This window comes from Flavobacteriales bacterium (assembly GCA_016124845.1).
In the GTDB taxonomy this organism is placed as follows: Bacteria; Bacteroidota; Bacteroidia; order UBA10329; family UBA10329; genus UBA10329.
Genome location: WGMW01000014.1, coordinates 1 through 20,536 on the forward strand (window position 1 = coordinate 1; position 20,536 = coordinate 20,536).

14 protein-coding genes are annotated in these 20,536 nt (G+C 50.7%); 2 read left to right on the forward strand and 12 right to left on the reverse strand.

Translation table 11 applies throughout. The annotated features are described in order from the left end of the window. Positions 1–164 precede the first annotated feature (164 nt). From GC178_07035 to GC178_07080, 10 genes are all read right to left on the reverse strand, one after another. Positions 165–686, reverse strand: a complete 522-nt coding sequence (locus GC178_07035) for a hypothetical protein (protein ID MBI1287319.1) — start codon at positions 684–686, stop codon at positions 165–167. Between the two features lie 638 nt (positions 687–1,324). Then, positions 1,325–1,627, reverse strand: coding sequence for a hypothetical protein (locus tag GC178_07040; GenBank protein ID MBI1287320.1), 303 nt, complete (start codon positions 1,625–1,627; stop codon positions 1,325–1,327). A gap of 405 nt (positions 1,628–2,032) precedes the next feature. Beyond that, positions 2,033–2,518, reverse strand: a complete 486-nt coding sequence (locus GC178_07045) for a hypothetical protein (GenBank protein MBI1287321.1) — start codon at positions 2,516–2,518, stop codon at positions 2,033–2,035. Positions 2,519–2,701: 183 nt separating this feature from the next. After that, positions 2,702–3,046: a hypothetical protein gene (locus tag GC178_07050; GenBank protein ID MBI1287322.1), complete on the reverse strand. Its 345-nt coding sequence runs from the start codon at positions 3,044–3,046 to the stop codon at positions 2,702–2,704. Between the two features lie 81 nt (positions 3,047–3,127). Next, positions 3,128–4,417 (reverse strand): metallophosphoesterase, encoded by a 1,290-nt coding sequence (locus tag GC178_07055; GenBank protein ID MBI1287323.1) that lies wholly within the window; start codon positions 4,415–4,417, stop codon positions 3,128–3,130. Continuing rightward, a complete protein-coding gene (locus GC178_07060) occupies positions 4,414–5,211 on the reverse strand; it encodes a hypothetical protein (protein ID MBI1287324.1) in 798 nt (265 codons plus the stop codon). The genes GC178_07055 and GC178_07060 overlap by 4 nt, the downstream gene beginning before the upstream one ends. 79 nt (positions 5,212–5,290) lie before the next feature. Beyond that, positions 5,291–6,052 carry a hypothetical protein gene (locus GC178_07065; GenBank protein ID MBI1287325.1) on the reverse strand — a complete coding sequence of 254 codons (762 nt, stop codon included), beginning with the start codon at positions 6,050–6,052 and terminating at the stop codon, positions 5,291–5,293. A 149-nt stretch (positions 6,053–6,201) separates the two neighbouring features. Beyond that, a complete protein-coding gene (locus tag GC178_07070) occupies positions 6,202–6,846 on the reverse strand; it encodes a hypothetical protein (protein MBI1287326.1) in 645 nt (214 codons plus the stop codon). Between the two features lie 46 nt (positions 6,847–6,892). Continuing rightward, on the reverse strand, positions 6,893–9,217 hold the full coding sequence (gene pbpC, locus GC178_07075; protein ID MBI1287327.1) for a penicillin-binding protein 1C: 2,325 nt from the start codon (positions 9,215–9,217) through the stop codon (positions 6,893–6,895). 216 nt (positions 9,218–9,433) lie between these two features. Beyond that, on the reverse strand, positions 9,434–15,028 hold the full coding sequence (locus GC178_07080; protein ID MBI1287328.1) for a hypothetical protein: 5,595 nt from the start codon (positions 15,026–15,028) through the stop codon (positions 9,434–9,436). 396 nt (positions 15,029–15,424) lie between these two features. Between GC178_07080 and GC178_07085 the strand changes: the two genes are divergently transcribed. Continuing rightward, positions 15,425–17,662: a mucoidy inhibitor MuiA family protein gene (locus GC178_07085; protein MBI1287329.1), complete on the forward strand. Its 2,238-nt coding sequence runs from the start codon at positions 15,425–15,427 to the stop codon at positions 17,660–17,662. Between the two features lie 124 nt (positions 17,663–17,786). Here GC178_07085 and GC178_07090 read toward each other — a convergent pair whose 3' ends face one another. Both GC178_07090 and GC178_07095 read right to left on the reverse strand, forming a co-directional pair. Next, complete coding sequence (locus GC178_07090; protein MBI1287330.1) at positions 17,787–18,746, reverse strand: hypothetical protein; 960 nt, start codon at positions 18,744–18,746, stop codon at positions 17,787–17,789. 275 nt (positions 18,747–19,021) lie between these two features. Beyond that, positions 19,022–19,435 carry a hypothetical protein gene (locus GC178_07095; protein MBI1287331.1) on the reverse strand — a complete coding sequence of 138 codons (414 nt, stop codon included), beginning with the start codon at positions 19,433–19,435 and terminating at the stop codon, positions 19,022–19,024. 403 nt (positions 19,436–19,838) lie between these two features. Here GC178_07095 and GC178_07100 point away from each other — a divergent pair, with 403 nt between their 5' ends. Further along, positions 19,839–20,384, forward strand: a complete 546-nt coding sequence (locus GC178_07100; protein ID MBI1287332.1) for a hypothetical protein — start codon at positions 19,839–19,841, stop codon at positions 20,382–20,384. Positions 20,385–20,536 lie beyond the last annotated feature (152 nt).

Genomic DNA, 20,536 nt, shown 5'->3' on the forward strand with positions numbered 1-20,536 from the left:
TATGGGCCATTTTAAGCCCCTGTCCGGCCCCCATTTTCTGAGAAACCGAAAAGGTGTTGCCAACAAAAAATCCGCCTTAGGCGGACTCATTTGTGATCGTATTCTGACGCGTAAGGGGGTTGCGCATCAGTTACGGGTGTTATGCAACGTTTTTCATTTCTTTTTCACTTCTTCGAAATCTGTTTGATTTGCCTGTCGGTAAGATGTTCCCGTCCAATTACCGCATAGTTGTTGTCAAAAATGAATACTTCCCCACGGTCGTATTCCACAATAGATTGAAAGTTTCCAAATGGGTCTGTCGCTTTGTCGGTATGTTCAGGTGACCAAGGTGGTTTTGAACCTGTAATTTCAAACTGATACTCATGTCGGTCATAAGTGACATCTATTGCTGTAATCTGATATGTAGTTGGATAATTAGACCAGACGACTTTTCTTACTTGTAAATGGTCGCCTTGTCGGAAAGTTGCTTTTCCATTTAGGTCCGTAAACTGGTTGACGAACGTTTCAATGCTTTCAAGTATTGGGCTTGTCAAGTCGTGATTTCGGTATACAATTTCAACCCTTTGAAGACTTTCGAGCGAGTGTCGATTTACAATTGACTTGAGGTTGTCAACGACCATTTCAAGTTGCGCCTTTTTGCGGTCAATTGTGAAAAGATTACGGAAAAAGTCAATCGCTTTCGACATGTCAGAAAGTGGTCGTTTTCAAATGTTGCACAACTAATGGCTAAAACAGCTCAAGTTGCTTTAGCCCGATTTCCCCAAAGTTATCCCAACCGTTCGCTTTTCGGTGCTCCAACATTAAAAAACCCCACACGCAAGCCATTGCAGCGGCCGGGCCCGTGTTTGTAGGGGTGAGAGCGGCTGTCCATTTGCCAAAACGACCCATTGATTTGACTAAATGACATACTGATTTGCCCAATTGACATATTCATTTTACTGAATGACATATCTATTCGATGATATAACCCTCTTATAATACATTAAGGCAGGCTGATTAAACAATGTCACATTTTAAGTGGACGCAATGATAAATAGGCGTTCCAAATTCGGATATTTACGTGGGCTGACTGACCCTTCCTTTGATAAAAGCCTTTTTAATCCCCATCGCCCGTGCAAGTGTTCCGGAGGGGTCACTCGTGTGGAAGCAAGTGCGCTCAGTTTCCGAACAGATCTTATCAACGCTCTCTCATCAACCATCTATCCGTTCAATTTCCAGCAGAATATTGCCATAGCATGGTTATTGGCACTATTGTAATCGGTTGTGAAGATCAGTCACAACTTAGCGTAGGGGTCTCTCTGCCGAAGGCGAAACTAAGCTGGGGTTAGGCACTTGGGTAGGCTTGGTGTGGTAGGTGGGATTGTTCATTCCACCAGTTCATTAATTCTTTCATCAATTCATTCGCATCAAACTCCGTCATATCCAACCCATAGTTCGTTACCAGTTCACTGTACAGAACCCTCGAAAGTTTTTCTTCATCACTTCCTCTGTACAGGTGTCCGATCAGTTTACTACTAAGGTCTTGAAACTCTCCCCGTGGCGTCCAACCATACAGCTCCCAAGACCTGATCAGCTTATCAAGATCCATCACCTGATGCATTATTTCTTTTCTCTTGGCCCTGTCCATTTGGGTTGATGCAACAACTCCCCTAAGGTATTCAATGCTGGCTTATTTCCCCTTCTTGAGAAGGTTTGAGGTGGGGTTTCTTGTTTTGCCTGCAAAAGCTTTGTAAACAAGAAATCCGAATAATGCGCCAACGAGAATCCAACCTGTCCAATTTGTCCAATGTATTACCTCCAGGTGTCCACTTGACATACGGTAAAACAGACTGAGCGGTAAAGTAAGTTGTCGACTTAATGGCTCGTGGTATTCGCAGGAATTTGTTATGGATCCATTAATGAATACGCCTCCCACAATTCCAAAAATGAAAGCTCCCAAAATGGATGATTTGATTGGACCCGACTGATTGTTCAAAGGTGTTATCATAATCCCTACTAAAGCATTCCATATTGGCCTATTTCACCTCTTCGGTCAGAGGGTTATTTTACCATCCTTTATCTCGAAACTGTAGAGGACCGATGTATCAACCGCCTGCCCGTTGATGCTTCCGGCTTTCCAGTTTTGCAATGTGGCAAATACAGCCACTATCTGATCGTCCAGTTCGGGGCTTTTGGTCTTGTTGTCTATTTGGCAACGGACCATTTCGCCCTTGCAATTGATGATGAGACCTACCATTCCTTTGTCCTTGTACCCCGTGTTCTGCTTTAGAAAGGCCACCTCTTCATTCAGCTTTGCTTCGATCTCGGGTTCGGTAAGTTGCGGCTTTGCATCCACCTGTCCATTGCCTTTTATCGGTAGGATGGCATATACTCTCGAATTGTCGCATACACCCGGAATGGGTTCATCCACCTGCATGGTGGCCACCATGTTCGTCATTCCGGTTCCTTTTGTGGAAGAACAGGAGTTCAGTCCGGCCATTGTCAAAAGGAGAACAAAGAAGGTCAATGTGTTTTTCATGATCGTAATTGGTTGATGTAAAGTGGTTGTTTCAAACAAATGTATAGGTCTCTCCAAATATAACTGGATAAATAACATCAATCTGACGATTATGGGAGCTGCATGCAAGGAAGTTGGCACAAATGCCCTAACGTGTTGAATGCTGGCCTAATTCCCTTCCTTGGGAGGGGGTTAGGGGCGGGTTTATTGAGCAATAATCGATTTGTTGGAAAGAGCAAGGTTGAACTTGTACCCACCCTCAGCATAGTATTCGTTGCTAATTGTGTCGTCATTGAAAACGCCTGAAACAATAAAAACACTTTCCCCTTTGCCGTCATAACCGAACACCAAAGTTTCCGCATTTGATAGCGAGTCCCTCGGAACACAAATTACTTTTTCACTTATGTCAGTCTGAAACACGACACATGTAAGCGAAGTGTCAGCATTTGATACATCCAGACTAACCTTTACATCTTTTCCTTCACTGAAATCCTTTATCGAAACAGAACTGTATTTCCCGCATGAAGCAAGAATCACAACTGGTGCCAACACGTACGCTTTAACGGTCATTTCAATTCCATCAACAATCCCCCTAAAGTATTTAACCCACCATAACCATCAAACCCAGCCTCACTTCACAATCGTAAAATAATCCTCCACCTTGCCGTTGTTGTCAATGAATTTCAGGTCGAAGCGGTTGTCCTTGATTTCGAAGGCGCAGGAGCCGAGTTCATTCAGCGAGAACAGCATCGCTTCGTGCAGTTCCTTCTCGAAACCGGAGGTCTTGCCCGATGAACCGGCCGTGAGATAGACCATGCCTTTGCCTTCCAGGTCGGGTGTTTTCTGGTACGCACCATCGCCATCCTCGTGGCCGTTTCCGCTACCGTTCGATACGGTCATCTTCTCCTTGTCGAAGGAATCGGAATCGCCATAATGGCCGTGCAGCATGTACGAACGCTCGTAGCTGTGGCTGTGGCCCGAGAAGATCACATCCACCCCATATTTCTCCATCAGCGGAACGAAGTTCTGGCGCATTTCCACCAACCTCTTTTCCTTGTCGGAGTTGTGCGAACCCATGGAGTAGGCCGGATGATGCCAGAACACGATGAGCCACTTGGCGGAAGTGTTGGCAAGGTCGTTCTCGGCCCAGGTGTACATGGCGCCACCAACGGAACGGTCGGACTGGTGCGAGTCCAGCGAGATGAAGTGCACATCTCCGTAATCGAACGAATAGTACGCTTCGGTGCCTGAAGGCGTGCCGCCACACTCGGCCTTGGTAGGGAAGTGGAAGATGTCGTAATACGGCCCCGATTGCGTTTCTGACTTGGCCGAATACCCATCGTGGTTGCCGATGCACGACCACGCGATGGTGTTTTTCAAACGGTTCTCGTACATGTCCTCAAACAGCGCGCCCTGATATTCCTTGTCCGTGCCACGGTGGTAGGCGTTGTCGCCCAAAAACAGCATCATGTCCGTGGGTTCCGACCCGATGTAGTTGTAGTACGCATCGCGCACGGCACGCTGGTCATCATTGGCGGTGCCGCAATCGCCAAGCACCCAACCGCGCACGGTCATACCTTCGGTAGAAGTAGGGTGCGTGCGGAAGAAAAGGTCATCGCTGGCAGGTAGAAGCACGTTTCCATCCACACGTATCTCGTAGTAGTATTTTGCGTTGGGCTGTAGTCCTGTAATGTCAATTTCGAGGTCTGTTCCCGCCTTGGATGCCTTGGCAGAATCGGTCAATGCCGCGCGGTCGCTTCCATAGAAAACGGTCGGTTGCGCTTCATTGTCCGTACGGAGGCAAACGGTCACCTTATCGGTAAAACCGCTCTGCAAATACGGACCGCGGATGATGTGGACATCCTGCGCCAGCAGGTTGAGTGAGAGGATAAGACAGGCGAAAAGGTTCAGAATTCTCATAGTTGCTGTTTCAGTTCTTCAATGTGTTGTTTCAGTTTGGTGGTGGCGCCAAGGTTTTGGAAGCGGGGCGGAAGTGTGGCAATGGCATTCTCGGCATCCACCAAGGTCTGTGCGGCTTCCACGGCCTTCTGCTCCAAGAGAAAGAGCTCGGCTTTCTCTACCAGCAGCCGCTCCTTGCGCGAGAGCGGTTCCATCATCTCATCCAGCAGTTGGTGGGCGGCCGCAAAGTGGCGGTGGTCCTTTTCCAGATTGTAGATCTTCATCTGCAACGAGATGATGTTGCCCAACCTGCCGATGCCTTCCTTCAGCGTGCCGATGGCGTGTTCCACATCGTTGGTATCGGCTTTCAGGTAAAGGTTAGAGAGATGCACAAAATCCTGCGGTCGCGGGTTGTTTGACTTCTCCAAAACGTATTCAAAGTCTGTGATGGCCTCGTTCAATTTACCCGAAGCTTCCAACAGCTTACCACGCGTGTGGATGCCTTTGAGGTTGGTAGGTTCCAGTGCAACAAATTCCTCAATCGACCGCAAACCTGCTTCATTATTTCCATTTGCTAGAAATGCTTCGGCCATCAGCACATGGATCAACGAAGTGTCAAGGCCGTTTTTCAGCGCGGAGCGGTAATCGATCAACGCGCTATCGGGCTGTTCGTGCTGAAAATAGAGCTCGCCACGCTGCATGTACAGCAGGCCGTTCTCCGGTTCCACCCGAATGGCTTCGGTCTTTTCTGCGATGCGGATGCTCAGGTCACCGTGAGGTAGAAAGCTGAGTGCGCTGAGTAGGAAGACCAACATGCGAGCAAATATAAACTCACCATCAGATCAGATCGTAGCCGGTATACCGATTTGGGGAATCAGCTGGTTTTGATAGAACTTAGAACCCGGTGGTGAATAGATTGCGGGCACCTTTGATACCGCACTTCTGGTATTGATTGTAGGTCTGTGCAGCACGCTCATCTATCTGCGTTCCCGTTTCTCCATTCAGCCACCCATCTATGGCCGATCTGAGTGTGTATGCTTCTGGTGCCATGAGGTGGGTGGTCCAAAGGATCGGGTTTGCTCCGCTGTTTTTGATGTGATCCAGGAAGAAATGCTTGCTATGGCAGGCCAGAATGATCACATCTTTCGGTTTTTCCACTTGGTTGAACTTCGGATTGAGCCGAAATTCCATCAGGCCATCGTGACCTATGTAAGCCAAAAGACCACTTGCCCCTCCGAATTTCAGCGTGCGATTTTCCATTGAAATTTCCACAGGATTCTGGCCATTTGACGCAACCAGAAATTGGTAGATACAGGTGCTGATGAACTTGCCATCGTAAGCATCCGCCAAGAGAAAAACGTCTTTCTCTTTATGCTTGAAAAGCACACGCTCCAAAACACGAGGACTTCCTGTTTCCAGCGTTTTTACGAATTCCCATTCGGGTGCCTTGTTCTTGAAGAACGACTTCACCCCAAATGCAGCTCCCCAATAAAGATTGTTCTTAGGGTCTTGCCCGTTTCCCAAACTGGCCGGAACAGGAACAATGCCCTGATTGGCATTGTCGCAAAGCGCGACAAAAACGTGGATGGTTCTTGTTTGTGCGGAGCCGAAAAGAAAGGTCAGCAAGAGGAAAAGGGTGAGAATAGGGGATTTCATTCAGAAAGATAATTCAATTTATCTCATGTGTCATGCTGAGGAACGAAGCCTCTTACTGAATACTTAGATTCCTCGCACACTCGGAAAGACAGACGGCTTGAACGAAGGACTGTGGTTGTATTTGCTGGACGTTAAGTTTCCTTGGCGCTTTAGATAATTCGTACTTGCCAATAATGTCTTGTTGAACTGCTATTCCACTTTATTTTCGATTGATAATAGCCGATTGTAATCAGATACCTCTCTTGACCAGTCATTTTCCAGCCAAATAACTCAACGACTTCCTCGGTTTGTATCTTTTCATCGTTTTCTGAATAATACATGGTTTGCCAATCATCAATTTTCAGTAATAACTTGTCTTTATAGTAGACGCAAAAATCAACGGTGCATCGTTTTAAGCGTGTTGTGCCGTCATACTTGTACTTTTTTCCTCGATTGGTTTTGGTTTCGCTCATTACAATTCTAAAGTCTGGAAAGTCATTGGGGTTTATCCTTCGTCCAGTATTTTCAAGTCGATATTTAATGATGGTGTCTTTTGAAATGGAATCGAAGCCGGAATACTGATTTTTAGATGGATAATCCCAATAAGAAAGTGTAATAAGAGAATCCGTATTTGCTGAACGACTGATGATGTTCCACATTGTAATCAACGTTCCACTTGAGTCGGGACATGCACCGCCACTTTTTAAAATTGTATCTCCCGTAACCGAGAAAAGAATTTCGTCATATTGAGAACTTTCTTGACCAAATAAGTTGGTGCTGGATACAACAACCAGAATGGCGCTCAGTATTGTCATCGACCTCATCCATCAAATATAACCCCTTCACCCACCTTCATTTCCCTTATTTCTCCAACGCCTCAAACCGCCAACTGACGGTTTCGCCCTTTTCGTCCACTACGGTCATGATGTGGTTGCCGGCCGAGGCACTTACTTCCAAGTTGTGTTCGAACTGCGTGGTGCCGACAAATTGGTTGTCCAAATGCCAGTAAACGAGCGTTTCCGGTTGGCGGTGCGCGATTTCAAACACCACCTTTTCCCAGCTTCCGTTCAGGTTTCGGGGAATGAAGATCCCGGAGCCGTTTTTCGGGTAGATGACGGCCATGTTGCTGATGGCATCCGATAGGCAATCCTTACGATAGGGCGGCAGCGGCCGGTAGGTCGGGTTCTTACGCCTGTAGTACCATTCTTGGATGGGCGGAAGCACAAACCAAGGCACATTGGTCATATCACTCACCGCATAGCAACTGCTCGCCACACGATAATGCTGCGTACTGTCGAGATGCACGAGTTGATGATACGGACACGATCCGGCCCGTGTGGCATTGTCGGGCACGTGCAGCCCAACCTGTTCCGGGCAATTGGCCGTTGCCAGAAACCCCGATTGTTTGCACGTGTTCACAGCCGTCATGTGCAGCTGCGGCTCCTCGAACCAATCATCATGCGGCAGGTGTTTGAAAACACGGAACATCAGAGGCGCGGCCACGTTCAATCCCGTCAGTCCGGGGCGGCCTTCGCCATCCGCATTTCCTACCCAAACGGCCACCAGATGTTCGGGTGTGATGCCAATGGCCCACGCATCGCGATGCCCGAAACTCGTGCCTGTTTTCCAAGCCACTTTCTGTGATGAACCGAACTCCTGCCAGCCCGTTTCCTGCATGGGCCGATTGAGCGTGGACATCGCTTCCACCGTCCACCACAGCGCGGCCGGGTCGAAAAGCTCCTCACCGTTGGGGGTCTTCTCCAGCGAGTCGCTTCGGATGAAGTTGGGGTGCAGCAGCGTTTCCTGCTTGTTCAGCGTCCGCGCTATGTTCATGTAGGCCGTTCCGAGGTCCCAGAGGGTGGCTTCGGCTCCGCCAAGAATGATGGAAAGTCCGTAGTGGTCCGCAGATCGGTTGATGGTGGAGAACCGCAGCTTTTTCAGTTGCGCGTAGAACTGTTCGAGGCCGTATTCGCGCAGCATACGCACGGCAGGAATGTTGAGCGAACGCGCCAACGCTTCGCCCGCAGGAACAGCTCCATCGTACGTCTTATCAAAATTCTTGGGCGCGTAACCCGCAATCTGCGTTGGAATATCGGGTATCAATTGGTTGGGAAGCAGTGCGCCATCCTGCAACATGAAGGTGTAGAGGAATGGTTTGAGGATGCTGCCCGTACTTCGCGGGGCTGTGATCACATCCACCGCACGACCGGAACCTTCATCGGGGCAATTGGTGTTGCCTGTGTACGCCATCACCTGGCCTGTTTTCACGTTCAGCACCAGCACGGCCGCGTTGTGTACTTCATTCTGGCTGAGGGCTGCATGGTAATCATCCACAATTCGGTTGACGTTGTGCTGCAATGCCATTTTTATTGTGGTCTGAATACGCTCTCCACGATGCCCTTCTCTGATCACGCGGTCAAGTAGGTGAGGCGTGATGTTCGGGATGGAATGCGGACTTCCCGGCAACGGTTCTTCCTTGGCCAGTTCGCAGGTTTCGGCATCGATCACACCCTTGTCTCGGAGCTTGTTCAACAGCCGATCGCGTTTCTGTCTCAATCGGTTGCTGTTCTTGCCCGGATAAACCAATGAGGGCGCGTTGGGAAGCACGGCCAGCACGGTCATCTCGCCCCACGAAAGCTGATGCGGACTGCGGCCGTAGTAGCGCCAAGCGGCCGCATCCAACCCCACCACATTGCCACCGAAAGGCGCGTTGGAAGCATAGAGTTTCAGGATATCATCCTTCGTGCAACGAACCTCCAAACGCATGGCGTAGATCACCTCAATGAGTTTCTCCAGCACGCTTCGCGATTGTCCTTTCCGCGAAAGGCGGATGGTCTGCATGGTAAGCGTGCTGCCACCGCTCACTACGCGCTTGGCCGTGATGTTCTGCTTCATCGCACGACCGAAGGAAACGGGATTGAACCCAGGATGCTGGTAGAAATACTCATCCTCAAAATAGCGGATGGACTGCACGAATTTGTCGGGAAGGCTGTCGGCCGGGGGGAACCGCCATTGGCCATCCGCGGCAATTCTTCCTGCCAGCAATCGTCCGTTCCGGTCTTCCAAAATGGTACTGGTCGGGTCGGTGAAAAGCGGGTCGGGGAGGCAAACTGCGAACCGGATGCCAAGACTCAGGAGGATGCCTCCCCAAACCCATTTCCTTCTATTTGAAGGCAGCTTTTTCATGGTGAGTATTCAGAAAACCGACCTCCCCCAACCCCTCCTTTCCAGGAGGGGAGCAGCTTCTCCGAACCAGCCTTGCTACAACCCACCAGCTCTCCCCCTTGAAAGGGGGAGTGTCCGCCTGAGGCGGACGAGGGGGTCTTTGTGCCAAGCCCAAGCGTTGCCGTCAAGTGCGGAAAACCTGTGGAACAATCGAGGCGGAGGATTCTCATGACACCGCTATTTCGCCTGAGAAGTTGCGCCACCGGCCTCCACCACCTTCACCCATTTGCCTGCTTTGTGTGCATGTATCTCGTTGTCATACATCGCTTCGCAGGAAACGGTTGGCAGGTAAAACTCGCCCAGATAGGTCGCATTCAGCAGTACGCGGAACGTTTTCGATTCATTCTTCCGAAGGTCGAAGTAGGAGTACACACGGTCATCACGTATGTCCTGATACTCGGGCGTGTCGGCCATCTTGGTGTTCTCGCCTTCCTCCATGCGCAGGTTGCGGATCTCCCATCCCGAAGGGAAAATCTGCGTGAGCGCCAGTTCATTGTAGTTGCCCCGCATGCCCGGATGCGTGATGGTCACCTCTGCGATCAGATCCGTTCCCTGCTCTAACCGCGATGGGTCGATGTCCTTGAAGTCGAGATCGGTGTAACGCACCTTCATCAGCAGGTCGCGTTCTGCGTTGGTCATGTCGCCAGCGGCAGGAATCCCATCCATCACCATTTTGATGAAGAGTTTCGATTTGCCCTTGTTGGTGATGGAGAAATGGCCGCCTTCCGTTCCATCTATCGGCAGACCGACCTGCGACATGGCCGCCACCACATCGCGAGAGCGGGGTTTCCCATTGTTCAGCGCGTAGCTGAATTTCAACGGATTGCCTACGCCATCGCTTCCAACAAACTTGGAAATGGCAAGCAGCGAGTAGGCCGTGGTCTGCGTGCTGTACCAACTGTTTGACGAAAGCTTGTCGGTCAGTTCATCCAATATCTTTTTCGCATCCGTTGGTCGGTCGAGCAACGTCAGCGTTTCCAGAATCATGGCGCGGTCGCGCTCGCTACTTCCGTACGAATAATGGAGTTCTCGGTAAGATGCGACCTCGGTCGAGTGCCCCGCAACCAGCCCTTCCGCGATGCTCTTCTTGCCCATGAGCATGTAGGCTGCGGCAAGTCGCCACCGGGCAGCCGTTTCCAAGTTCTTGATGCTGCGCATGCGGTTCATGGCACCCAAGGCGGGTTTTCCCGCAAGGGCAAGCGTGTACAATCGGTAAGCTTGGATCAGCTGGTTGGTCGAATAATAATGGTTGTGTTCGCCACTCATATCGTTGGTCCAACTGTTGGCGCGCTGCTGCTGGAATTTCACCCAATTGTCGATGAAACCGGGCGGCATATCGTAGCCTTTCGCCTTGGCCTCCAGCATGAAATGCCCCGCGTAATTCGTGCCCCAATCGCTCGCCTCATCCATTTCTCCGGGCCAGTAAGAAAGTCCACCCGAGTAGATCTGGAAACCGCGCAAACGGTTGATGCCTGCTTTGATGTTGCTTTCTATCTCCTGTTTTTGTTCTGGCGAAAGATCCATCAGGTTGCTGAGGAAAAGCTGTGGGAACACCGAAGAGGTGGTCTGCTCGATACAGCCGTGCGGATAGCGCACGAGGTATTGCAAGCGGCTTTCCAAGTTCATGGAAGGAATATTCGACACCTCGACCACTCCGTTATTTGTTCCCGCCATGCCAACGGGGAGGTAATCCACATCCCACGACTGGCCAGGTTCGATGATGGCATCTTTCACATCCGTGATGCGCGGATTGGGCGTACGCACATCCAACTCCACTTCGTATTCGGCACGTTCAGAACCCGCTTTCGCGATGACCTTGAGTTTGCCGATGCCGAGTTTTTCCGCTACGCTGAGATTGAAGGTCACGACCTCATCGCCCACACGCGCAAATTTCATGGTTTTGCTGTTCTCGCCATTGATGTGGAAGAGCTCGTTGGCCTCGATGGAAACGGTTACATTCTTCACCTTCTCATCCATCGCAAAAACGGTCACAGGAATGTCCACTTTCTCGTTCGGGCCCACCACGCGCGGAACCGTTGCCAGCACCATCAGCGGCTTTTTCACAGGTACGGCCTTCTCGCTCGAACCGTACGCGCCATCCTGTCCGGCAACCACCATTGCCCTGACCGAACCCACATAGTTGGCCATGTTGAGGCGATGCACATTCTCCTTGCCAGCTTCCACCACAAACGGCCCGATGAATTGCACTACAGGCTTGAAGCGATTGGCCTTGGCACCACCGTTCTTGCGGTTGTATTCATCACCGCCCAAGGCCAGCAGTCCGGCCATTTCGCCAGAGAACGCCCCGATCACGTACTGGTACATGTCCCACGTTTTCACGCTCAGCGCTTCCTTGGCGTAGAAATGCGACCATGGGTCGGGTGTTCTGAAGCGCGTGAGGTCGAGCAAGCCTTCATCCACCACGGCCAGCGTGTAGGTCATTTTCCGACCCATTCCTTCCTTCACTTTTACTTCGTATGGAGCTTCAGGGGCCAGTTCTTTCGGCATGGAAATGATCGGGTCGAGGTGCGACTGCGGGTTTTCGATGGCCACAGGTTGCACACCGTAAAGCCGTATCGGCAGGTCGTTCTTCACATTCTTGTGTGGCTGAATGAGCGACAGGTGAATGAACACGTTCGGAGCCATTTCCTTGGTGGTTTTCACATCGAATGTGTTCTCACCTTTCTTCAGATCCACCCAAAAAGCATCCACAATATTGCTTCCCGATTCGATGCTGGCCAAGATGCGCCCTTGCTTGGAAGACGGCACCGTGACCTTGACCGTTTCACCCACTTCGTAGGATTTTTTGTCGGTGCTGAATGTGAGCAGTTCGGCCGCTCCGGGCGAGTTGCCGCTGTCATCGTTCCACCAGCCTTTGTAAGTCACGTAGAACGTTGCCCCAGCGCTATGCCCGGTCACAGGGTCGGTTACGCGGATGAACTTCCGGCCGTAGGTGCGCTCCCCGAAATTGAGTTCATAAACGGCTTTGCCATCCTTCGTATCGATGGTGGCGGATTTGTCGAGCCTGCGGTTGTAGTTGCTCACGTAGCGCGCCAGATCGTTCTCATCCGAACGTTCCCACCACCAACGCCAGTACACATCGAACACCTCGATCTTCACGCCTTTGCGGTCCACCGGTTTCCCGAACTCATCCACGGTAATGATCGGAATCAGGTTCGGCTCGTTGGAATACATCGCCCCGTTCCAGCCTTTCCCTTCGGGAATCTTCAAGCCCACATACCCGCGATAGGGCGAATAGGGAATGCTGAAACGATCGACCGAGAAATCGCCACCTTGCTCAAACGCCCGCGTTTTGAAGCTGGCCGTGAGCATGCCGGGAGCGTTCTTTCCTACCTGTATATCGGGCTGGATGGTCGCTTTTCCCTCCGCGTCCAGTTTTCCATCGAAGACGATTTTGTCCTCAGCATCGAAATCCTTGGCAGGGTCGTCAAACACGTAATCGGGGTATTTTTTAAAGCTGGTGGAGCCTTCGGAAAGATGCATTTCCACATCGGTCTTCAGATTATCGGCAATGGCCCCGTGCAGCCATTTCACTTCCATGGTTCCCTTCGGTTTGCCTGCATTGGTCAGTACATCGCTGCCAAAATCCAGTTTGATCTTCAATCGGTTCGGTTTGATGGTCTCGATCTTAACCGTTCGGGTGAACTCCGAACCGCCCACTTTCACCTTCACCAACCAGTTTCCAGTGGGAGCATCCTGCGCAGTTGCCGTGCGGAAATCGTAGAAACCATTGACCGAAGTGGTGCGCACTTTCCGCTCAAAAAGCTGCTGTTGCGGAGTGTAGAGTTCGAACACCACGGGGTGATCTTTCGGCAGCAACTTGTTCAGATCCTGAAGGATGAAGGTGAGATACAGCGAATCGCCTGGCCGCCACACGCCACGTTCGCCATAGATGTAGCCTTTTACGCCCTTCGGATTGCGTTGCCCGCCAATGTCGAACATGCTCAGCGAGAGCGCGGAGCCATCATCCAACCGCAAATAGCCGCGCTGACCGTCCTTTTTGGCCACCAGCAGGTACGGCTTGCGCTTCAGGTCGATCTTCACAAAACCATCGCCATCGGTCGTAGAGTTTCCAACCAACTGTTGCTGGTAGTTGTAGATCTCTACTTGAACATTGGAGAGCGGATCGGTGGTGCGGAGGTCGGTGACCGCCACCAGCATGTCGGTTCCACGCCCACTTTTGGCAATAATGCCGATGTCGGATGCCAACAGGTTTCGCGCGGGGAAACGGTTGCCGCGCATGTAGTACGATGACGTGCACGGGTTGTCCTGATCCTTGTAGTTGTATTCGTCATAATCGTAGTAATCCTCGTCATCCCAGTAACCCCAGTAGGAAGGATTGTCGAATTCAGACTCGTAATCAGCATCTTTCCATTCTTCCAATTCTTGGTCATCGGTGCTTTCGCACGGATAAAGCGATTGATCTTTCTTGAAGCTGAGTTGCACGCGGTACAGCGCGCCCGGCTCGGCATTGATGAGTTTGGAAAGGTCGATGGAGAAGTTGTTCCAGCTGCCGTAATCGATGGGTTTTTCGGAGGTCAGTTCCACCTCGCCATTGAAAACAGGCCGCGCCACACGCTTCATTTCGCGCGTTCCATCAAACTGGTTTGTCTGGAAGAACTGCGCCATGTTGTTCTCAAAGATGCGGAGCACTCGCACATTCACCGCTTTCAGGTTCACGGCCTTGAACGGAAGCGTCAATCCATCCGAACTGGGCAAGATGACGCCCTTGCCAATGAGTTCCACCGCAGGTTTGATGCTGGTGAATTTCACATTCCGCTGGTACTGGTTCATCAGCTGATAATTGAGCGAATTGCGCACACCGTCCGTCACGATCAGGGTCACATCGCCCATCAGGCGCTTTTCGGGGTAGAGTTTCACGGAATTGCCATCCAACACCAGCCGAACATCCGACTGCGGACGCAGGTAAATGAGGCCGTTCAGGTCAATGTCCGTGCTCACCGGATCGGAGAAGAAAATGGTGATCATCTGCTCGGGCTGCGTAGTGGTCTTCACATCCAGCACGGTGAATTCGCCCAAAGGCGGAATGTCGTAGCTGCGCTCTTCCGCACCATCGAACCCAAGTTCTTTCCCGTTCCATTGCAGGATCACCTGTCCGCGGTCTTCCGTGCGGCTGATGCTGTCGATGATGAAACGGTGCATTTTACCGCCACCTTCATGCTCCCAGCTCAGTTTCAGTTCTTTGCCGTTCTGCAACGCCACCAGCGATGCTTCCACGTTCTCGGCAAACGCCACATCGTAGGTGGAAACATAGCCGCGCATCATCTGCCATTTCAGGTCGTTGTCGTAGGCCTCCATGCCATCAAACCCTACCGACATCGACTGCTTCATCACCTGAATATGGAAGGTCAGCGTGCGAAGTTTCTCTGGCACTTCCACCAGTTTGTACAGGTCGAAATCGACATCGTACGCCTTGCCTGATTTCAACCTTTCCTTCGGGCGGAACTCAATGGTGTGGCTATCGATCCAGTAGGCTTCGCCCTCCACATTCGGACTGAAATCGAACAGTTCCTTCTCAATGCGCGTGTTCACTTTCGCATCCGGGTGCGTTTCGGCCAGCCGTATCTGAATGGTGCTGCTGTTGCTGACAACACCGCTGGTAAAAGCCGAAATGTACCCGGCAAACGCGGGGTCAATAGGTTCCGCGGTCTTGTCGTTGCATCCGAAAAAGGTGAGAATGAGTAGAACAATGGTGGCTGTTCTCAGGGTGGCAGAGGTTGTGCTTTTCATGGCTGGATTTTTTTAAAACTAAGGTTTATGACTGCATTTATCGTGTGTTTGTTAGAAATGATCTTTAACAGATACGGCCACGCCAAATGATAAATTGTTGCAGGAATTTCCGCCCGCCCGTTTCTTAACAAATTTTGGTAGAAAGGCAGGCAACCGTTGCGGTTTTTGGCTTTCGTTCACAGTTGCAAGATCGAACCGAACCCGAAGTTTTTCGGCAGACGCTCAACTTTTTGGCATCGTAATTTTTTGGCGTTTTCTCCCAGTTGGATGAAGCGCGAAAAGGTCTGTTTATGGAGATGTTAGAGTTGAAATGTTACGGCCCAGTTTTGCCGAAAATACACCGCTTATGCTTGTAATGTTGGGTAACTTGAATGGGAATCTTAAAACCCATGCGTCATGAAAAATCTACTCATCATTTTGGCGGTGCTGCTTTCGGGTCGTGTTATGGCCCAAGATGCAGCCATTGAAGAAAAGAAGTTGGCAACCGAGGTAAGCGAAGTGACAGTTTACTTCAAAGGTGCGCAGATCAAGCGGGTGAAACCGCTTAAGCTGAAAGCCGGAAAGTATCGGTTGGTGTTTGAAGGGCTGGAACCCGACCTGATCGACAATAGTCTGCAGGTGAAGGTGGATGACGGTCTCGTGATCAACTACGTGAACAAGCGCTCGAATTTTTTGAAGCGATTGGAGAAGAACGAGCTGGCCGAAGCGTTGCAAAAGAGCATCGACAGTCTTCAGATCCTGATCGAGGACGAGACCGATATTCTGGCACTGTACCAGAATCAGGAGAAGATACTGGCGCTGAACAACGAGATCGGTGGCGAGCAGGAAGGTGTGCGTGTGAGCGAACTCATCGAAACCGTGCAGTTCTACGAAGTGAAACTGAAGGAAGTGAAGGCCAAGCAACGGCAAAGTCATCGCAAGATCAAAGACCTTGAAAAGCAACTGCACGAGAAGACCGCGCAGAAGCAGGAGATCACCAGCGTGGTGCCGCCCAAGACCAGCGAAATTGTGGTGGAGGCCAGTTGCGAGGACACGTTCAAGGGCAACATCGCACTCAAATACATTATTCCGAATGCGGGTTGGACACCCATTTACGACCTGCGTGCCGAGGATGTGGACGAACCCATCAGCCTGATTCTGAAAGCGCAGGTGCGCCAAAGCAGCGGCTCTGACTGGAAGGATGTGAAGCTGAATCTCACTTCCGAGAACCCATTTGAAAGCGGACAGATGCCCGAACTGAAACGCTGGGACCTGGGAAGCCTCCGCAGGCCAAGACCGGAACCCGTGCTGGAAAATACGGCCATGGCATTGCCCATGTCGGGAACAGGCGTTATTCAGGGTACGGTAAGGGATGATAAAGGCGAGCCGATTCCGTTTGCCAACGTGGTGCTGATGAGCAATGGTGAACAGGTCGGTGGTTCATCCACAGATTTCGATGGGATGTTCAAACTCAAAGGCGTCAATGCCGGAATGTATGATCTGGACGTAAGTTCTTTAGGTTATCAAATGCAAGAAAAACGCGGAATTCCCGTCTTGGGCGAACAGACCTCGTTTGTGAATTTCGATATGGCTGCGGGAGTGAAATTGGATGAGGTTCAAGTGATTGCTTACGAAGTGCCTTTGATTGAAAAGGATGGAGGTCTGGGTTCTTCATTCACAGGAATGGACATCCGCAAAAAAGGTTCTGGAGGTCTTGCCACAGGAGAAGGAGTGACCGTTGCAGGTCAAGACATTCAAAGCATGCCATCTCGCGGAGCAAGGGCCACTACCACAACCATCGCAGGCGTTATGGGCCGGGATTTCGATACCTACATCGATGGCGTGAAAGTGCGCGGTTCCTCATCCATTCCGCAAGCTGCCTACGAAAGTGTGTCGGTGCTGAATGGTGGATTGCCCGCCCAATACGGAGATGCAACCGGTGGAATTGCCTCCATCAGTTCGGACCCGATGTTCGCAGGGTCGTACGACTCCAGTTTCCGCGAGCGGAACAAACGGATCGCGGTCAACACCACCATTGCCAAAAAGGAAACACGCGTGTTCTACAAGGTCGAAACGCCTTTCACCGTGCTTTCGGACAATAAGGATTACACCGTTCAGATCGATGAGTTGCAGATCAATGCGCAGATGGGCTATTTCAGCGCGCCCATCGAAGTGCCGCATGCCTTTCTGGTGGCCAAGATCACCGATTGGGAACGCTTCGATCTGCTGGAAGGCGTGGTGAGTCTTTACGTTTCGGGAACCTACATCGGGCAGTCGTTGCTTTCGCCACAGAACACGGGCGATACCATGCTGGTTTCGCTCGGTTCCGATAAATCCATTGTGGTGGAGCGTGAGGAGCTGAAGGAGTTCACCAAGGAGCAGGTCATTGGCAACAAAACGGTGGATTACCGTGGTTTCACCATCAAACTGAAGAACAACAAGGACAAGCTGGTGCAGCTGCATTTGCAGGATCAGTTGCCGGTTTCCACCTCGCGCGATATTACGGTCTCGTTGCTTGAACCGGAAAGCAAAGCGTTCGATGAGGACAAGGGAATCCTCGATTGGAAGCTGACCCTGCTACCGGGCGAAAGCAAGCAGATCACCTTCAAATACATGGTGAAACGCCCCAGTTGGAGAAGCGTGAATCTGGAGTGAAACAAAAGGCGGGTTGCAAGACCCGCCTTTTTCTGAGTTATTGAGTTATTCAGTTATTGAGTTATTCAGTTATTACTACATGGATCAGTGCAACTCAGTAACCAATAACCCAATAACCAATAACCTACTCCGCAGCCAGCGTCACCGAATAGGCCAGCGTCATGCCAGCATCCAAGTTGCGCAATTGCAGTTGGTTGCCATGGCCCCACGACCCTAAAGGACCCGAAGCAGGAGTGCCCACATTGACCGTGGCAGGTGGGGCAGAGGATATGGGCGAACCGTCCAACAGCAGGGTGGCCTCCATCTGAGGTGCCGGGCCGTTGTTCGTAATGGTGAAAACAAGGGCATCATCATATTCGAATTCAAGCACCGTGGCCGTCTGTCCTGGCGTCAATGTGCCTGATGCCCTATACTCACCCGAACTGCCGCTACCGGTTCCACCACCCGCACTGTCAATGGCGCGGGCCATCTTATACTCCGACCAAAGGGCCGCATTGCTGAAGCGGAACGTGTCCATATATCCGTCCAGGTCCGTCAGTATGCCATCCGCTTTTTTCAGCAGCACGGCCACCTGTTCGTTGGCCACGGCACTCTCCTCTCTCGCATCCTTCGGCTCCGGAATACTGTTGTGGAAGGCCTGCAAGGCATCGGCCAAGGCCGTAAGCTGGGTCGGCAGATAGGCATAGTCGGCCAAGGCTACAATGTTCTCGTCTGTTTTCTTGCGCACCATTTCCCCGTTCGAGTAGAGCGAAGCATCGCGCATGCCCTTCAGCTCGCTCAGCGTAAAATCCACCCTGCGCAGCAGCTTATGGTTTTTCGTGTCGCGCGCAAAGCTGGCTACGGCCGTCAATGCCGTGAACACTTGCTGTTCCAGTTCCGCGCGGTCGGCCGCCTTGTCCTCGGTAGCACCCGTGTTGTCGGCATCCGCTTCGGCCTTGGCCTCCTCAATGTCCACTATCACCAGCTGCAGTTCTGCATACTTGGGGGCTATTTTGCTGTGGCCTGCCGTGTCTGCTGTGTGGTCGCCCAAAAAATCATCTACTTTCAGTAGCATGTTGTATTTGTCAATCTGATCTGAATCCATGGTAATAAGCGTTTAATGAGGTTGTTTTAATATTTGTTAGATCAAATTTTATAAACGATTTGGACATTGCCAAAACCTCTTTGAATTTTTTCGGGGGCCGATCCTTGGGCCTCAGAACCCTGATCTGGCGTTTCCATTTGCCCATTTTTCCGTCTGTAATTCCTGTAAAGGTCCACTGCTTCGTTATTATGACAGACGCACGAAAGCGGAGTGGCGGAACCGAAGAATTACGCATCTCCCCGTCCAATGACCAATAACCCAATAACTCACTACCTCTAAGCCTCCTTTTTGACGATGGAAAGCAGCAGGTCGCGTTCGCGTTCAACCGCCTCCAGCTTCTGTTGCAGCACTTCCTTCTCCTGTTGCAAGGTTTGGATCTGCCGGGCCAGCAATTTTGTCTCTGTGGTGGTGCGCAGGTGTTCGGGCAGTTGGCGCATATAGATGTCGAAGAAGTTGTACTGCAGCGCCTCGCACAACTGCATCAGTCTGTCCACCTTCGGTTTGCGCGAACTCAGCAATTTGTAGAGTCCGGCAGGGTTTATTTCCATGATGTCTGCCACATTGGAACGGGTGGTCCCGTGCATCTTTGCCACTGCCTGCACCACCCCGTCAAGGTCGGGCAGCGCGCTGCGTGTACGTTTGGTCGTGCGCTTGGGCAGGGGATAGCTTTGGGGAGGTAGATGCTCCATTTTGTTTGTAATAAAAGGTGTTTATCAAAGAAAGGGCGTCCGCCCACGTAAATATCCGAATTTGGAACACATATTTATTATAGCATCCGATTAAAATGTGACATTGTTTTATCTGCCTGCCTTAATGTATTACAGGAGGGTTATATCATCGTATAGATATGTCATTTAGTAAAACGAATATGTCAATTGGGCAAATCAGTATGTCATTTAGTCAAATCAATATGTCGTTTTGGCAAATGGACAGCCGCTCTCACCCCTACAAACACGGGTCCGGCCGCAGCAATGGCTTGCGTGTGGGTTTTTTAATGTTGGAGTGCCGAAAAACGAACGGTTGGGATAACTTTGGCAAAACCCGCTATAGGTAACTGGTTACATATAGCCAATTGTTGGCAAACATTTTGAAATGAGACATGCAATCACTTTACTTCTCGTACTGTTGGTTGAGGTCTGTTTCGGACAGTCAACGGAGTTTGACGACAAACTTTACCTCTATCTTTTAGTTGACACAATTGAGACAAAGGTGGACTCCATTGACCTTGTCTTGGAGGATGGACCAAACGAAACTATCGTCAGTATTGAAGAAGGTCTTTTTTCGTTAAGTAAATATTCAGACAACAGTGTTGTTGACTCTCTATTCGTGCATACCCCCGATAATACCTTTAAACTCAAGTTGAATCTTGTTGCAACGGTGTTTGTACTGAAATCCAGTATTACGACAGTTATTGTCCCGAGAGAAGAAAATATTGACTGTACTGAAATCTTACTTCACAATCGAGGCAAAAACCTATTCTGTTGTAGTGACTTTCTTACTCCTGGAGCCTGTGAAAGGACAGCGTCCATAACGATCAACCCGAATGAATGTCTATTAAGAAGGTTTGAAAAACTGGTAATAGACTGTTACCCAGTTAGGTGCCATTTGTTCGGTGGAACACCAGCAAGTAAGGAATGAAAAAACGTTTGCCAACACCCGTAACTGATGCGCAACCCCCTTACGCGTCAGAATACGATCACAAATGAGTCCGCCTAAGGCGGATTTTTTGTTGGCAACACCTTTTCGGTTTCTCAGAAAATGGGGGCCGGACAGGGGCTTAAAATGGCCCA

Bases quoted from the DNA above. Each gene is read 5' to 3' on its own strand.
- GC178_07035 (MBI1287319.1), bottom strand. From the start codon at position 686: ATGTCGAAAGCGATTGACTTTTTCCGTAATCTTTTCACAATTGACCGC.
- GC178_07045 (MBI1287321.1), bottom strand. From the start codon at position 2,518: ATGAAAAACACATTGACCTTCTTTGTTCTCCTTTTGACAATGGCCGGA.
- GC178_07100 (MBI1287332.1), top strand. From the start codon at position 19,839: ATGAGACATGCAATCACTTTACTTCTCGTACTGTTGGTTGAGGTCTGT.
- GC178_07090 (MBI1287330.1), bottom strand. From the start codon at position 18,746: ATGGATTCAGATCAGATTGACAAATACAACATGCTACTGAAAGTAGAT.
- GC178_07065 (MBI1287325.1), bottom strand. From the start codon at position 6,052: ATGAAATCCCCTATTCTCACCCTTTTCCTCTTGCTGACCTTTCTTTTC.
- GC178_07080 (MBI1287328.1), bottom strand. From the start codon at position 15,028: ATGAAAAGCACAACCTCTGCCACCCTGAGAACAGCCACCATTGTTCTA.
- pbpC (MBI1287327.1), bottom strand. From the start codon at position 9,217: ATGAAAAAGCTGCCTTCAAATAGAAGGAAATGGGTTTGGGGAGGCATC.
- GC178_07040 (MBI1287320.1), bottom strand. From the start codon at position 1,627: ATGGACAGGGCCAAGAGAAAAGAAATAATGCATCAGGTGATGGATCTT.
- GC178_07070 (MBI1287326.1), bottom strand. From the start codon at position 6,846: ATGACAATACTGAGCGCCATTCTGGTTGTTGTATCCAGCACCAACTTA.
- GC178_07085 (MBI1287329.1), top strand. From the start codon at position 15,425: ATGAAAAATCTACTCATCATTTTGGCGGTGCTGCTTTCGGGTCGTGTT.
- GC178_07060 (MBI1287324.1), bottom strand. From the start codon at position 5,211: ATGTTGGTCTTCCTACTCAGCGCACTCAGCTTTCTACCTCACGGTGAC.
- GC178_07055 (MBI1287323.1), bottom strand. From the start codon at position 4,417: ATGAGAATTCTGAACCTTTTCGCCTGTCTTATCCTCTCACTCAACCTG.
- GC178_07095 (MBI1287331.1), bottom strand. From the start codon at position 19,435: ATGGAGCATCTACCTCCCCAAAGCTATCCCCTGCCCAAGCGCACGACC.